Annotated in this window: 12 protein-coding genes; 11 read left to right on the forward strand and 1 reads right to left on the reverse strand. The window is 70.7% G+C overall.

Translation table 11 applies throughout. The annotated features are described in order from the left end of the window. The first annotated feature begins 104 nt into the window (after positions 1–104). Positions 105–1,388, forward strand: a complete 1,284-nt coding sequence (clpX, locus tag BM076_RS24570) for an ATP-dependent Clp protease ATP-binding subunit ClpX (protein ID WP_093715866.1) — start codon at positions 105–107, stop codon at positions 1,386–1,388. Between the two features lie 152 nt (positions 1,389–1,540). Here clpX and BM076_RS24575 read toward each other — a convergent pair whose 3' ends face one another. Continuing rightward, a complete protein-coding gene (locus BM076_RS24575) occupies positions 1,541–2,482 on the reverse strand; it encodes a hypothetical protein (protein ID WP_093715867.1) in 942 nt (313 codons plus the stop codon). Between the two features lie 119 nt (positions 2,483–2,601). Here BM076_RS24575 and BM076_RS24580 point away from each other — a divergent pair, with 119 nt between their 5' ends. From BM076_RS24580 to BM076_RS24625, 10 genes are all read left to right on the forward strand, one after another. Then, positions 2,602–5,235, forward strand: a complete 2,634-nt coding sequence (locus BM076_RS24580) for a valine--tRNA ligase (RefSeq protein ID WP_093715868.1) — start codon at positions 2,602–2,604, stop codon at positions 5,233–5,235. Between the two features lie 127 nt (positions 5,236–5,362). Further along, the gene (gene folC, locus BM076_RS24585; RefSeq protein ID WP_322936204.1) at positions 5,363–6,919 is read left to right on the forward strand and encodes a bifunctional tetrahydrofolate synthase/dihydrofolate synthase; all 1,557 of its coding nucleotides are present in this window, start codon (positions 5,363–5,365) and stop codon (positions 6,917–6,919) included. Positions 6,920–6,931: 12 nt separating this feature from the next. Further along, positions 6,932–7,309 carry a DUF4233 domain-containing protein gene (locus BM076_RS24590; RefSeq protein ID WP_093715869.1) on the forward strand — a complete coding sequence of 126 codons (378 nt, stop codon included), beginning with the start codon at positions 6,932–6,934 and terminating at the stop codon, positions 7,307–7,309. Positions 7,310–7,368: 59 nt separating this feature from the next. Beyond that, positions 7,369–7,782 carry a nucleoside-diphosphate kinase gene (ndk, locus tag BM076_RS24595; protein ID WP_093715870.1) on the forward strand — a complete coding sequence of 138 codons (414 nt, stop codon included), beginning with the start codon at positions 7,369–7,371 and terminating at the stop codon, positions 7,780–7,782. A gap of 275 nt (positions 7,783–8,057) precedes the next feature. Then, positions 8,058–9,080 (forward strand): rod shape-determining protein, encoded by a 1,023-nt coding sequence (locus BM076_RS24600; RefSeq protein ID WP_093715925.1) that lies wholly within the window; start codon positions 8,058–8,060, stop codon positions 9,078–9,080. Between the two features lie 124 nt (positions 9,081–9,204). Next, the gene (gene mreC, locus BM076_RS24605) at positions 9,205–10,191 is read left to right on the forward strand and encodes a rod shape-determining protein MreC (protein WP_093715871.1); all 987 of its coding nucleotides are present in this window, start codon (positions 9,205–9,207) and stop codon (positions 10,189–10,191) included. Between the two features lie 4 nt (positions 10,192–10,195). After that, on the forward strand, positions 10,196–10,852 hold the full coding sequence (mreD, locus tag BM076_RS24610) for a rod shape-determining protein MreD (RefSeq protein WP_093715872.1): 657 nt from the start codon (positions 10,196–10,198) through the stop codon (positions 10,850–10,852). Further along, positions 10,849–13,140: a penicillin-binding protein 2 gene (mrdA, locus tag BM076_RS24615; protein ID WP_093715873.1), complete on the forward strand. Its 2,292-nt coding sequence runs from the start codon at positions 10,849–10,851 to the stop codon at positions 13,138–13,140. The genes mreD and mrdA overlap by 4 nt, the downstream gene beginning before the upstream one ends. After that, the gene (gene rodA, locus BM076_RS24620; protein WP_093715874.1) at positions 13,137–14,333 is read left to right on the forward strand and encodes a rod shape-determining protein RodA; all 1,197 of its coding nucleotides are present in this window, start codon (positions 13,137–13,139) and stop codon (positions 14,331–14,333) included. Before mrdA ends, rodA begins: the two co-directional genes overlap by 4 nt. Positions 14,334–14,394: 61 nt before the next feature. After that, positions 14,395–15,972: a CYTH and CHAD domain-containing protein gene (locus BM076_RS24625; protein ID WP_093715926.1), complete on the forward strand. Its 1,578-nt coding sequence runs from the start codon at positions 14,395–14,397 to the stop codon at positions 15,970–15,972. Positions 15,973–16,024 lie beyond the last annotated feature (52 nt).

Consider the following 16,024-nt stretch of genomic DNA (forward strand, 5'->3'; position numbering starts at 1 on the left):
CGTCCAAGGGGGGCCCACACGGGGGGCGCGGCAAGGTACCGTCGATGAGAGAAGCACCAGGTTCCGTTGATCCCGGCGGATCCCAGGCGAAGGGGAACTACCTCGTGGCACGCATCGGTGACGGCGGCGACCTGCTGAAGTGCTCATTCTGCGGAAAGAGCCAGAAGCAGGTGAAGAAGCTCATCGCAGGCCCGGGTGTGTACATCTGCGACGAGTGCATCGATCTCTGCAACGAGATCATCGAGGAGGAGCTGGCGGAGTCCTCCGAGGTGCGCTGGGAGGATCTGCCCAAGCCGCGGGAGATCTACGAGTTCCTCGAGGGCTACGTGGTCGGTCAGACGCCCGCGAAGAAGGCCCTGTCGGTCGCGGTGTACAACCACTACAAGCGGGTCCAGGCGGGTGAGAGCGGCAACCGCGGTCATGACGACGCGATCGAGCTGGCCAAGTCCAACATCCTGCTGCTCGGCCCCACCGGCTCGGGCAAGACGCTGCTGGCGCAGACCCTGGCCCGCATGCTGAACGTACCGTTCGCCATCGCCGACGCGACCGCCCTCACCGAGGCCGGCTACGTGGGCGAGGACGTCGAGAACATCCTGCTGAAGCTGATCCAGGCGGCGGACTACGACGTCAAGAAGGCCGAGACGGGGATCATCTACATCGACGAGATCGACAAGGTCGCCCGCAAGAGCGAGAATCCGTCGATCACCCGGGACGTCTCCGGCGAGGGCGTGCAGCAGGCCCTGCTGAAGATCCTGGAGGGCACGACGGCGTCGGTGCCGCCGCAGGGCGGACGCAAGCACCCGCACCAGGAGTTCATCCAGATCGACACCACGAACGTGCTGTTCATCGTGGGCGGCGCCTTCGCGGGTCTGGAGAAGATCATCGAGTCCCGCGCGGGTGCCAAGGGCATCGGCTTCGGCGCGACGATCCGCTCCAAGCGCGAACTGAACATGGCGGACCAGTTCTCCGAGATCATGCCGGAGGACCTGGTGAAGTTCGGGATGATCCCGGAGTTCATCGGCCGGCTCCCGGTGATCACCAGCGTGCACAACCTGGACCGCGAGGCGCTGCTGCAGATTCTCGTCGAGCCGCGCAACGCGCTGGTGAAGCAGTATCAAAAACTCTTCGAACTCGACGGTGTGGAGCTGGAGTTCGAGCACGCGGCACTGGAGGCCATCGCCGACCAGGCGATCCTGCGGCAGACCGGCGCGCGGGGCCTGCGGGCCATCATGGAGGAAGTCCTCCAGTCGGTGATGTACGAGGTGCCGTCCCGCAAGGACGTGGCCCGCGTCGTCATCACGGCCGATGTCGTGCACTCCAACGTCAACCCGACGCTGGTGCCGCGCGAGCCGCGCATCGTCGGCAAGGGCGAGCAGAAGAGCGCGTAGCGCTCACCGCGCGACAACAGCAGGCGGCAACAGCACGAAGGGGGCGCCCGGTTCTTCCGGGCGCCCCCTTTCGTATGCGCTCCGCACGCGCCGTACGCCGTACGTGCCATGCGTCGTACGCGTCGTGCGCCGTACGCGTCGTGCGCCCGCGGTCAGTTGAGCGGCACCCGCACGTCGTGCCGTACCTTCGCGGTCAGTTCGGCCGCGTCGTTGATCGGCATGCCGTCACCGGACCCGGTGGCGGCCACCGTCAGGTCGATCGGCAGCGTGTAGCCGACGGTGCTGTAGTCGGCCCACAGGCAGATCGGCGTGGTGAACGACTTGGTGCCCTCGGTGTACTTGGTGCTCTGGCACTTCATGACGGCGTCGTCCATGCCGGCCGGCTTGACCGTCTGCGGGCTGCCGATCAGCTCGGTCTTGCCGCTGTCGGAGCCGGAGTCCTTGCTCGCCTGCTTCTTGAGGTCGGCGAACATGCCGTCGACCACCTTCTGCGGGTCGGCGACCTTGCCGTACACGCCGCTGAACTGGAGCAGCTTGCCGGTCAGTTCGGAACCGCTGGTGTAACCGGCGGAGACCTTCGTCGGGTTGGAGACGCCGAGGCCCTTGAGCAGGGTGACATCGTCGTCGTCGAAGCCGTCGCTGGAGCCGCTGCCGTCCTTGCTCTTGGTGTACGTGCCCGCGACGGTGTCCGGCGTGATCAGCTTGTACTGCTTGCCGTCGTTCTTGACCGAGCCGCTGCCGCCCTTGTCGTCGTCACCGCCCTTGGTGACGAAGAAGACGCCGGCGCCGATCGCCACCAGCGCCACCACGGCGCCCACAATGATCCCGGTGCGCTTGCCCGAACCGCCGCCCTGCGGCGGCACCGGCGGCTGGCCGTAGCCGTAGCCGGGCTGCTGCGGCGGCACCTGGCCGTACGGCGCGTGTGGCGGCTGGCCCTGCTGCGGGTAGCCGTAACCGGGCTGGCCCTGCTGCTGGCCGTACGGTGCCTGCGGCGGCTGGCCGTATCCGCCCTGCTGGGGCGGCTGGGGCTGCCCGTAGCCGCCCTGCGGGGGCTGCTGCCCGTACGGGTTCGGCGGCGGCTGGTTGTAACTCATGTCTGGTGGTCCCCTCCGTTAACGACCGTCGGACCATCCTCGCGGATCCTTTATCGGGTTCTTACAGCGGGGGCGATACGGATTCGTAACGGGATGGTCCGCCCCCGTAGAATCGTGCCGTGACCGACAACTCTCAGCAGAGCCCCGACCGCGGGCCGCACAGCACCCCTGAACTGCCGACCACGTACGCGCCGGCCGAGGTAGAGGGGGCGCTGTACGAGCGCTGGGTGGAGCGCGGTTACTTCGAGGCGGACGCCAAGAGCGAGCGTCCCCCGTACACCATCGTCATCCCGCCGCCGAACGTCACGGGCAGCCTCCACCTGGGCCACGCCTTCCAGCACACGCTGATGGACGCCCTCACCCGCCGCAAGCGGATGCAGGGCTACGAGTCGCTGTGGCTGCCGGGCATGGACCACGCGGGCATCGCCACCCAGAACAAGGTGGAGCAGCAGCTCGCCGAGGAGGGCAAGTCCCGGCACGACATCGGGCGCGAGGCGTTCGTCGAGCGGGTCTGGCAGTGGAAAGAGGAGTACGGCGGCCGGATCCTCGGCCAGATGCGCCGCCTCGGCGACGGTGTCGACTGGTCCCGTGAGCGCTTCACCATGGACGAGGGCCTGTCGCGGGCCGTCCGGGCCATCTTCAAGAAGCTCTACGACGACGGCCTGATCTACCGGGCCGAGCGGATCATCAACTGGTGCCCGCGCTGCATGACGGCGCTGTCCGACATCGAGGTCGACTACCAGGACGACGACGGCGAGCTGGTCTCGCTGAAGTACGGCGAGGGCGAGGACACCGTCGTCGTCGCGACCACCCGGGTCGAGACGATGCTCGGCGACACCGCCGTCGCGGTCCACCCGGACGACGCGCGCTACGCGCACCTGGTCGGCAAGCGGATCAAGCTGCCGCTCACCGACCGGACGATCCCGGTCGTCGCGGACACGCACGTCGACCCGGAGTTCGGCACCGGCGCGGTCAAGGTGACGCCCGCGCACGACCCCAACGACTTCGCGATCGGCCAGCGGCACGGCCTGGAGTCGCTGACGATCATGGACGAGCGCGCGGTGATCACCATCCCCGGCCCGTTCCAGGGCCTGGACCGCTTCGAGGCGCGCTCCGCGATCGTCGAGGCGCTGCGCGAACAGGGCCGGATCGTCGCCGAGAAGCGCCCGTACGTCCACTCCGTCGGCCACTGCTCGCGCTGCAAGACCACCGTCGAGCCGCGGCTGTCGCTCCAGTGGTGGGTCAAGGTCGAGCCGCTGGCGAAGGCCGCGGGTGACGCGGTCCGCGACGGCCGGGTGACGATCCACCCCAAGGAGATGGAGAAGCGGTACTTCGACTGGGTCGACAACATGCACGACTGGTGCATCTCACGCCAGTTGTGGTGGGGCCACCGCATCCCCGTCTGGTACGGGCCGAACGGCGAGCAGATCTGCGTCGGACCCGACGAGGAGGTCCCGGAGGGCGAGGGCTGGACGCAGGACGCGGATGTCCTGGACACCTGGTTCTCCTCCGGCCTGTGGCCGTTCTCCACCCTCGGCTGGCCCGAACGGACCCCGGACCTGGAGAAGTTCTACCCGACCGACGTCCTGCTCACCGGCCACGACATCATCTTCTTCTGGGTCGCCCGGATGATGATGTTCGGCCTGTACGCGATGGACGGCGTCGCGCCCTTCCACACCATCGCGCTGACCGGCCTGGTCCGCGACGAGTTCGGCAAGAAGATGTCCAAGTCCAACCCCAACTCGGTGGACCCGCTGGACTGGATGGACGCGTACGGCTCGGACGCCGTCCGCTTCACCCTGGCCACCGGCGCCAACCCGGGCGCGGACGTGCCGATCGGCGAGGACTGGGTCAAGGCGTCCCGTAATTTCGCCAACAAGATCTGGAACGCCACCCGCTTCGCGCTGATGAACGGCGCCACGGTCGACGGGCCGCTGCCCGCCCCGGCGGAGATGTCCGCCACCGACCGCTGGATCCTGTCCCGGCTCAACGCGGTGGTCGCCGAGGTCGACGCCTTCTACGAGGACTACCAGTTCGCGAAGCTCAGCGACGCGCTCTACCACTTCGCGTGGGACGAGGTCTTCGACTGGTACGTGGAGCTGTCCAAGACGGTCTTCTTCGCCGGCGGCGACGGCGCCCGGGTCTCCGGGCGGGTCCTCGGCGAGGTCCTGGACGTGATGCTGCGGCTGCTGCACCCGGTCGTCCCCTTCGTCACCGAGACGCTGTGGACGACGCTGACCGGCGGCGAGTCCCTGGTGATCGCGGACTGGCCGCGCGACAGCGGCTTCCGGGACGCGGCCGCCGAGGCGGAGATCGCCGAGGTCCAGCGGGTCGTCACCGAGGTCCGCCGCTTCCGCTCCGACCAGGGCCTCCAGCCCGGCCAGAAGGTCCCGGCGGTGCTGACGCTGGGGGAGACGCTGCTGGCGCCGCACGAGGACGCCATCCGCCAGGTGCTGCGCCTCCAGCCCGCGGGCGAGGGCTTCCACGCCACCGCGACGCTGCCCGTCGCGGGCGCCACCGTCGCCCTGGACCTGTCCGGCACGATCGACGTGGCGGCCGAGCGGAAGCGGCTCACCAAGGACCTGGGGCTGGCCGAGAAGGAGAAGGCCGACGCCGAGAAGAAGCTCGGCAATGAGGCGTTCCTCGGCAAGGCGCCCGAGCCGGTCGTCGCCAAGATCCGGACCCGGCTGGCGACCGCCGAGGCCGACATCGCCCGGATCACCGCCCAGATCGCGGCCCTGCCCGCGGGCTGATCCGGGGGATCGCCGGTACGGCACGCTCACCGGGGCACGGCACGCTTACCGGGGCACGGGCCCGGACCGCAGCACGCGGTCCGGGCCCGTGACCGTGTCCGCCCACCGGCTCCGTAGACTGGTCGCCGTGAGCGACAACTCCCGATTTGCCGACGCCGGCCCCGACGGCCCCGACGACGCGTACGGTCCGGACGACGCGTACGACCCCGACGAACAGGACGGGTCCGGCGACGGCGGGGTCCGCGACGTCGACATGGCGGTCATCGAGGCGGGCAGCCGTACGCTGCGCGCCGGCGTCAGCCCGACCGCGGCCGAGGACGACGTCCCGGCCCGGCCCGCCGACCCCGCCGTCGACCGGGAACTGCGGGAGGTCGAGGAGGAGCTGCTCGGCCGCTGGCCCGAGACGAAGCTGGAGCCGTCGCTCGACCGGATCGCCGCGCTGATGGACGTGCTCGGCGAGCCGCAGCGCGCCTACCCGTCGATCCACATCACCGGCACCAACGGCAAGACCAGCACCGCCCGGATGATCGAGCGGCTGCTGCTCTCCTTCGAGCTGCGCACCGGCCGCTACACCAGCCCGCACGTGCAGTCCGTCACCGAGCGGATCAGCCTGGACGGCGCCCCGATCTCCGCCGAGAAGTTCATCGAGACCTACCGCGACATCCAGCCCTTCGTCGGCATGGTGGACGACGCCCAGCCGCACCGGCTGTCCTTCTTCGAGGTGCTCACCGGCATGGCCTACGCGGCCTTCGCGGACGCGCCGGTGGACGTCGCGGTCGTCGAGGTCGGCATGGGCGGCGGCTGGGACGCCACCAATGTGGTGGACGGCCAGGTCGCCGTCGTCACCCCGATCGCGCTCGACCACACCGACCGGCTCGGCCACACGCCGGGCGAGATCGCGGTGGAGAAGAGCGGCATCATCAAGAAGGACGCCACCGCCGTCCTGGCGCAACAGCCCGCCGACGCGGCCCAGACACTGCTCAAGCGGGCCGTCGAGGTGGACGCCACGGTCGCCCGCGAGGGCATGGAATTCGGCGTCGTGCACCGCGAGGTCGCCGTCGGCGGCCAGCTGCTGACGCTGCGCGGCCTCGGCGGCACGTACGAACAGGTCTTCCTGCCGCTGCACGGTGAGCACCAGGCGCGCAACGCGGCGGTCGCGCTCGCCGCCGTCGAGGCGTTCTTCGGCATCGGCAGCGTGCACGCCCGCACGCTGGACCTGGACACGGTGCGCGGCGCGTTCGCCGCCGTCACCTCGCCGGGCCGGCTCGAAGTGGTGCGCCGCAGCCCCACCGTGGTGCTGGACGCCGCGCACAATCCGGCCGGTGCGACGGCCGCGGCGGCCGCGGTCGGCGAGGCGTTCGGCTTCACGCACCTGGTCGGTGTCGTCGGCCCGAGCGGCGACAAGGACGTACGCGGGCTGCTCGAAGCCTTCGAGCCGGTCTTCGCCGAGGTGGTCGTCACCCGCAATTCCACGCACCGCGCGATGGACGTGGACGAACTGGCCGCGCTCGCCGTCGAGGTGTTCGGCGAGGACCGGGTGCAGGTCGAGCCGCGGCTGGACGACGCGCTGGAGGCGGCGATCACGCTCGCCGAGGACGAGGGCGAATTCTCCGGGGCCGGTGTGCTGGTGACCGGCTCGGTCATCACCGTGGGAGAGGCCCGGCTGCTGCTGGGCCGCAAGTGAGGGGGCGACGCGATGCGGACGCTGTGCGCGAGCACGCTGATCGGTGAGTTCTTCGTCATCGGCTTCGCCGGTCTGGTCGCGATGAAGCAGGACGACCTGTCGATGGGCGCGGTGTGGGCGGTGTGCGGGGTCGCGATGGCCCTGTGCGTCCTGCTGTGCGGTGTCCTCACCCGGCCGGGCGCGCTGGGCGTCGGCTGGGCGTTGCAGGCCGCGCTGGTCGTCAGCGGCTACTGGGTGGGCACGATGCTCTTCCTCGGGGTCATCTTCGCGGGCCTGTGGTGGGCGTCGATCCACTACGGCCGCAAGGTCGACGAGATCAAGGCGCGGCACGCCGCCGCGGCGGCCGGTGCGCCGGGCCCGGTGTCCGCCGGGACCCGTCCGCCCTTGTAGGCTCGTCATACCCGTACACCGGGAGTCCCGTACACCCCGCACACCGCAGGAGCCGTCCCGTGTCGCAGCGCACCCTTGTCCTCCTCAAGCCGGACACCGTCCGCCGCGGCCTGATCGGCGAGGTCGTCGGCCGTATCGAGCGCAAGGCGGGCTGGTCGATCACCGCGCTCGAACTGCGCACCCTGGACCGGGGCACGCTGGAGCAGCACTACGCCGAGCACGTCGGCCGGCCGTTCTACGAGCCGCTGATGGACTTCATGGCGTCCGGCCCGGCCGTCGCGCTGGTCGTCGAGGGCGAGCGGGTCGTCGAGGGCGTGCGCGCGCTGGCCGGTCCGACCGATCCGATCGCCGCCGCGCCGGGCTCCATTCGGGGGGACTTCGGGACGATTGTCCGGGAGAATCTCATCCACGCCTCGGACTCCGAGGAGTCCGCGGAGCGGGAGATCAAAATCTTCTTCCCCGGTCTGGCCTAACCCTCCGACCTGGTTGTTCGGGCCCGATCCGGTGCGGTACGGCGTATCTGACGGGCCGTCGGACCCGGTCGGCGTACGGATTCGCGGCGCCACGGGCATATGACGAGGGCGCCGGGGAACCAAACACCCCGACACGGCGTCACCATTACTGAGGTCCGCTGTGTGTTCTGATGACAATGACGTCGGAACCCCGACCCCGTGCCCCGCCGGGCGCGACTACGATGGAATCTCCGCTCAAGCTCGGGAAGGCCAGACGTATCCACATGGCGAACAACATGTCGTTCATCGGCCGTGACATGGCAGTCGACCTCGGGACGGCCAACACGCTGGTGTACGTCAGGGGCCGCGGGATCGTCCTGAACGAGCCGTCGGTCGTGGCGGTCAACACCAACACCGGCGGCATCCTGGCGGTCGGCGCCGAGGCCAAGAAGATGATCGGCCGGACCCCCGGCAACATCGTCGCGGTCCGCCCGCTCAAGGACGGCGTGATCGCCGACTTCGAGATCACCGAGCGCATGCTGCGCTACTTCATCCTCAAGATCCACAAGCGGCGCTACCTGGCCCGCCCGCGGGTCGTGGTCTGCGTGCCCTCCGGCATCACCGGGGTCGAGCGCCGCGCCGTGATCGAGGCGTCCACCCAGGCCGGCGCCCGTACCGTGCACATCATCGAGGAGCCGATGGCGGCGGCGATCGGCGCCGGGCTCCCGGTGCACGAGGCCACCGGCAACATGGTGGTGGACATCGGCGGCGGCACCACCGAGGTCGCCGTGATCAGCCTCGGCGGCATCGTCACCGCGCAGTCCATCCGGGTCGCGGGCGACGAGCTGGACAACGCGATCATCCAGCACATCAAGAAGGAGTACAGCCTCCTGCTCGGTGAGCGCACCGCGGAGCAGATCAAGCTCACCATCGGTTCCGCGTTCGCCACCAAGGAGGACGAGGAGCACACCGAGATCCGCGGCCGCGACCTGGTCAGCGGCCTGCCCAAGACGGTGGTGATTTCCGCCGGCGAGGTCCGCAAGGCCATCGAGGAGCCGGTCAACGCGATCGTCGACGCGGTGAAGACCACCCTGGACAAGTGCCCGCCCGAGCTGTCCGGCGACATCATGGACCGGGGCATCGTGCTGGCCGGCGGCGGCGCGCTGCTGCGCGGCCTGGACGAGCGGCTGCGGCACGAGACGGGGATGCCGATCCACATCGCCGAGTCGCCGCTGGACTGCGTGGCGCTGGGCGCGGGCAAGTGCGTCGAGGAATTCGAGGCGCTCCAGCAGGTACTCGACTCCTCGCCACGCAGGTGAGGCACCGGCAGCACACGGGCTCACCGGCCGCCCGCAGCGACGGCGGAAACCCGCCCCACAAGCTCTGACCGGCCGCGGTGCACAGCGGCGGCAGGTCCGATGAGGAAGGCACGGACTGGCGCCCGTGAGGGACACACGAGAGAGCCGGCTTCTGCTGGTACTGCTGGTGGTGATCGCGTTCGCGCTGATCACCGTGGACATCCGGGGCGGTGAGAACTCACCGCTCGACCGCCCGCGGCGCGCGGCGCAGTCCGTCTTCGGCCCCGTCGAGAATTCGGTGTCCGGCGTCGTCGACCCGGTCGGCAACGCCGTGGACGCCGTCCGTGACTCCGGCGGGCGCAGCAGCACCATCAAGCGTCTTGAGCGGGAGAACGAAGCGCTCAAGCAGCAGCTCGGCAGCAAGGACATCACCCGCAACCGGGCGCAGGAGCTGGACAAGCTGCTGAAGACCGCGGGCGCCGGGCAGTACGCCGTCAAGGCCGCGCAGGTCATCGCGATAGGAGCCGCGCAGGGCTTCTCCTGGACGGTCACCATCGACGCGGGCAGCAGCGACGGCATCGCCCGCGACCAGACCGTCATCAACGGCGACGGACTGGTCGGCCGGGTCACCACCGTCGGACCCTCCACCTCCACCGTGCTGCTCGCCAACGACCCGGACTTCACCGTCGGCACCCGGCTGGAGAAGTCCATGGAGCTGGGCTTCGCCACCGGCCAGGGCAATCAGCCGATGCGCGTCCAGCTGCTCAACGGCAAGGCCCAGGTGCACAACGGCGACCGGCTGGTCACCTTCGGCTCGCAGGCCGGCAAGCCCTTCGTGCCCGGCGTGCCGGTCGGGAAGATCGTCGGCGTCGACCCCTCGGGCGGCAACCTCACCAAGACCGTCCAGGTGCGGCCCTTCGTCGGCTTCACCCGGCTCGACCTCGTCGGAGTCGTCGTGCAGGGCCCGCGCACCGACCCGCGCGACAGCGTGCTGCCGCCGAAGCCGACCCCGCCGGCCAAGGCCAAGGCCACCCCGAAGAACAAGCCGTCCTCGACGCCGACCGGCGGCGCCACCCCGGGGACCACCACCGGCGCCACCGGGACGTCCACCAGCAACGGCAAGAGGGGCTGAGCGCATGCGCCTCAACCGGATCGTGCTCTCCACCGTCCTCGTGGTGATCGCCATGGTCGCCCAGGTCAGCGTGCTGGCCCGGCTGCATCTGCCGGGCGCGGTCCCGGACCTGCTGCTGCTCACCGTGCTCGGCCTGGCCATCGCCTACGGCCACGTCGGCGGCTGCCTCGTCGGCTTCGGCGCCGGACTGCTCGCCGACCTCGCGCCGCCCGCCGACCACGCGGTGGGCCGCTACGCCCTCGTGCTGTGCGTGATCGGCTACCTCGCCGGACTCGCCAAGCCCGACACCGGCCAATTGCGCACCGCCTCGGGCCCGATGCTCGTGGTGATCGGCGCCGCGATGGGCACCACCCTGCTGTACGCGGGCGTCGGCAGCCTCGTCGGCGACACCGCGGGCGCCCATGTGGGCCTGGCCAAGCTGGTGCTCACCGCCACCCTCTACGACCTGCTGCTCGCGCCCTTCGTGGTGCCGCTGGTGATGGCCCTGGCCAGACGCTTCGACCGCGACCCGCTCACCGAGGACCCGACGGGCGGCTTCGGCGGCAGCGCCCTGCGCACCCGGCCCGCCCGGACCAGGAACGGCGGCGGGATCGCCCCGCAGCGCGGCCTGTTCGGCCGCGCCAAAGCCGTCGCCTCGATGCCCAGGGGGGCCAGAAGGTGAGCAACATCCCGGAGACCGGACGTACCTCCCGGGTCACGATCCGCCTGGTCATCCTGCAGATCCTGGTCGTCTCGCTGCTGCTGACCCTCGGCGGCCGGCTGTGGTTCCTGCAGATCCGCAACGGCCAGGAGTACGACGAGAAGGCCGCGAACAACCACATCCAGCAGGTCGTCAGCCCCGCCGTGCGCGGCGCGATCCTCGACGACCGCGGGGTGCCGCTCGCCGACAACGAGACCAAGCTCGTGGTCTCCGCCTCCCGCACCGACCTGCTCAAGCAGGCCGACGACGGCGCGGCCGTACTCGACCGGCTCGCCGGGGTGCTCGGGATGCAGCCCGAGGAGGTCAAGGACAAGGTCCGGCTGTGCGACGCCAAGACGCCGCGGCCGTGCTGGAACGGGTCGCCGTACCAGCCGATCCCGATCACCGACGAGGCCACCACCCAGCAGGCGCTCCAGATCATGGAGCGGCGCGAGGACTTCCCCGGCATCACCGCCGAGCCCACCGCCGTACGCCGCTACCCCGAGCCGTCCAAGGCCAACACCGCGCAGGTGCTCGGCTATCTGTCGCCGGTCACCGACGAGGAGCTGACCGCGTCGGAGAAGACCGACAACCCGTACCAGCGCTCGGACCAGATCGGCCGCTCGGGCCTGGAGAGCGTCTACGACAAGGAACTGCGCGGTCAGGCGGGCGTGACCCGCTACGAGGTCGACAACCTCGGCCGGGTGATCGGCAAGGCGGGCGACACCCCCGCGCAGCCCGGCGCCAACCTGGTGACCAGCATCGACTCCCGGGTGCAGGCGCTCACCGAGAAGGAACTGGCGCAGGCCATGGCCGACGCCCGCAAGACGTACGACACCATCACGCACAAGAACTACAAGGCGGACTCCGGCGCGGCCGTCGTGCTGGACAACAGGACCGGCCAGGTCATCGCCATGGCCAGCGCCCCCACCTACGACCCCAACGAGTGGGTCGGCGGCATCTCCGCCAAGGAGTACAAGGCGCTCAACGACGTCAAGTCCAACTACCCGCTGCTCAACCGGGCCACCCAGGGCCAGTCGGCGCCCGGCTCGACCTTCAAGGTGGTCTCCACCTCGGCGGCCGTCAACGCCGGGTACGACATCAACGGCGGCTACCCGTGCACGTCGTCGATGACCATCGGCAACCAGGTCTTCAAGAACTTCGAGAACGAGAGCTTCGGCAGCATCTCCCTCGGCCGCGCCCTCGAGGTCTCCTGCGACACCGTCTTCTACGGCATCGCCTACGACCAGTGGCAGAAGGACGGCGGCACCAGCCCCAAGCACCCCAAGGACTGGTTCTACAAGACCGCCCACCAGTTCGGCCTCGGCGCCAAGACCGGCATCGACCTGCCGGGCGAGGTCACCGGCCGGATCCCCGACCGTCAGTGGAAGCAGAGCTACTACGACGCGAACAAGGACTACTGGTGCAAGATCAAGAAGACCAGCAAGAAGCACGACCTGGCCACCGACATCGCCCGGGAGAACTGCACCGACGGCAATGTGCTGCGCGCCGGTGACTCCGTCAACTACGCGATCGGCCAGGGCGACACGCTGGTCACCCCGATCCAGATGGCCCGCATCTACGCGGCGCTCGGCAACGGCGGGACGCTGTACCAGCCGACCATAGGGAAGGCCATCGTCAGCGCCGACGGCAAGACGGTCACGCCGATCAAGCCGAAGGTGGTCGGCAAGCTGCCGGACAGCAAGTCCACGCTGAAGTACATCGACAAGGCCACCGCGGGCGTCGTCACCGACGGTACGGCCAACTGGAAGTTCGCCGGCTGGCCGCAGGACAAGATCACGCTGCACGCCAAGACCGGTACGGCGGAGGTCTCCGGCAAGCAGACGACCTCCTGGCTGACCACGTACACCAAGGACTACACGATCGTGATGACGATCTCGCAGGCCGGTACCGGTTCCGGCGCCTCCGGCACCGCGGTCCGCCGGATCTACGAGGCGATGTACGGCATCGAGAAGGACGGTCCGAAGATCGACCCGAGCAAGGGCATCATGCCCAAGCCGGTCACCTCGCTGCCGAAGATCTCCGACGACGGCACTGTCGTGAAGGCGTCCTACGACACGGCCGCGTACGACAAGGCGTACGACAAGTCGGCGTACGACACGGCGTACGACCCGGCCGCGAACGTACCGGCCGACAGCGCAGTCGCCGCGCCGCGCAGTGGCACCTCCGGCGGGCCGGGCCCGGTGGTCGCGGCGCTGACCCCGACCCGTACCGAAGAACTGCTGCACGGCAGGAAATCCTGGTCATGAGCGCCAACAGTTATTCGATCCGCCGCTTCACCCCGGAGCGGTCCGCACTGGGCAAGCTGCTCGCCCGGGACTCGATAGTGCGCCGGATGGACTGGGTGCTGCTCTTCGCGTCCCTCGCGCTGTGCGGCATCGGCACCCTGCTGGTGTACTCCGCGACCCGGGGCCGTACCAGCCTCACCCACGGCGACCAGTACTACTTCCTGATCCGGCACCTGATGAACGCCGGCATCGGCGTGGGCCTGGCGATCGGCGTGGTGGCCATAGGGCACCGCCGGATGCGCGGTGTCGTGCCGTTCTTCTACGCGCTGTCGATCCTCGGCATCCTCGCGGTGCTCAGCCCGCTCGGCTCGACCGTCAACGGCGCGCACTCCTGGATCATCATCGGCGGCGGCTTCTCGCTCCAGCCGTCCGAATTCGTGAAGATCGCGATCATCCTCGGCATGGCGATGGTGCTGTCCGCCCGGGTCGACGCGGGCGACCGCGAGCACCCGGACCACCGCACGGTGCTCCAGGCGCTCGGCCTGGCCGCGCTGCCGATCCTGATCATCATGCTGATGCCGGACCTCGGCTCGGTGATGGTGCTGGCCGCGATCATCCTCGGTGTGCTGCTCGCCTCCGGCGCCTCCAACCGCTGGGTGTTCGGCCTGATCGCGGCCGGTATCGGCGGCGCGATCGCGGTCTGGCAGCTCGGCATCCTCGACAAGTACCAGATCGACCGCTTCGCGGCCTTCGCCAACCCCGCGCTGGACCCGGCCGGCGTCGGCTACAACACCAGCCAGGCGCGGATCGCCATCGGTTCCGGCGGGCTGCTCGGCAAGGGCCTGTTCCACGGCAGCCAGACCACCGGCCAGTTCGTGCCCGAGCAGCAGACGGACTTCGTCTTCTCGGTCGCGGGCGAGGAGCTGGGCTTCGTCGGCGCCGCGCTGATCATCGGCCTGATCGGTGTCATCCTCTGGCGGGCCTGCGCCATCGCGCGCAGCGCCACCGACCTGTACGGCACGATCGTCGCGGCCGGCATCGTGGCCTGGTTCGCCTTCCAGTCCTTCGAGAACATCGGCATGACGCTGGGCATCATGCCGGTCGCGGGTATCCCCTTGCCCTTTGTGTCGTACGGCGGATCGTCGATGTTCGCCAATTGCATGGCCATAGGGCTGTTGCAGTCGGTCCGGATGCAGCGTCCGATGTCCGCCTGACCCAGCCCCGCGGCAGGTCGGGCCATTGCCCGCGGGCGCGGTGCCCGGTTACGGTCCGACCATGGGTCGGCGTGTGCGCGAGACCGAACGGAAGTACGAGGCCGCGGGCGGCCCCGGCGGCCGCCCCGTGCCGCCCGACCTCGAAGGACTGCCCGGCGTCGCCGGCGAGGCCGCGGGCGGCCCCGGCGGCCGCCCCGTGCCGCCCGACCTCGAAGGACTGCCCGGCGTCGCCGGGACGCGGCGGCCGGACCCCGACCGGCTGGACGCCGTCTACTACGACACCGCCGGCCTCGCGCTGGCCGCCCACCGCACCACACTGCGCCGCCGCACCGGCGGCGAGGACGCGGGCTGGCACCTCAAGCTGCCGTCCGGCGAAGCCGACACCAGGACCGAGGTCCGCGTCCCGCTCGGTCGCTCCGGGACCCCGCCGAAGGCGCTGCGCGCCGAGGTGACGGCGCTGCTCAGGGGCCGTCCGCTCGCCCCGGTGGTCCGGCTGCGCACCACCCGGCGCCGCACCCTGCTGCTCGACACGGCGGGCCGCACGCTCGCCGAGATCGCGTACGACGAGGTCGCCGCGTACGACGAGCCGGCCGGCACCGACGGGCCGCGCTGGACCGAGACCGAGGTCGAGCTGGTGGACGGCGGCGTGGAGCTGCTGGACGCCGTCGAGGAACGGCTGCTCGCCGCCGGGCAGCGCCGCTCCGGCTCCGGCTCCAAACTGGCCCGCGCCCTCGGCGACCGGCTCGCCGTACCGCAGCCGCCGCCCGCCGTGCCGGTCACCGCGGGCCAGGTCGCCACCGGCTATCTGCGCGCGCAACTGACCGCGATCCTCGCCCTGGACCCGCTGGTGCGGCGGGACGAGGAGGACGCCGTGCACCGGATGCGGGTCGCGACCCGCCGGGCCCGCAGCGCCCTCAAGAGCTTCCGGAGGGAACTGGACCGCACCGCCACCGACCCGCTCGGCCGGGATCTGAAGTGGCTGGCCGGGGTGCTCGGCACGGAACGCGACCGCGAGGTGCTCGCCGAGCGGATCGACGGGCTGCTGGCCGAGGCGGACCCGGCGCTGCTCACCCCCGCCGTACGGGACCGGTTGCGGGCGCTGGCCGCCGAGCACCACGGGCAGACGCACGCGGCCCTGGTCCGGGTGCTGAGCCGGTCGCACTACTTCTCGCTGCTCGACCGGCTGGAGGCGCTGCTCGCCGAGCCGCCGTATCTGCCCGCGGCCGGCGCTCCCGCCGCCGGGGCCGCCGCCGACGTCATGGGCCGCGACCACCGGCGGCTGCGGCGGCAGCTGGAGGCGGCCCTCGCGCGCCCGGCGGGCCGCGACCGGGACGTCGCCCTGCACGAGGCCCGCAAGACCGCCAAGCGGGCCCGCTACGCCGGCGAGGCCGCCGAGCCCGTGCTCGGCGAGCGGGCCGCCGCGCACACCGGCCGGATGAAGGCGATGCAGCAACTGCTCGGCGAGCACCAGGACAGCTTCATGTGCCGGATCGCCCTCGGCCGGACCTGCCTGGAGGCGCGGGCGGCGGGGGAGCGGACCGAGGCGTACACGGCGCTGATCGCCGCGGAGAGGGCCAGGGCGGCCGCCGTTGAGGCCGCGCTGCCGGGCGCCTGGCGGGCGGCGGACGTGGACATCTGAGCGGAGGGCTTAGGCGCGCCGGGCCGGGCGGGCTCCGGTCCCGGCGCGGTCC

The sequence above is a fragment of the Actinacidiphila alni genome, from assembly GCF_900112845.1.
Classification (GTDB): domain Bacteria; phylum Actinomycetota; class Actinomycetes; order Streptomycetales; family Streptomycetaceae; genus Actinacidiphila; species Actinacidiphila alni.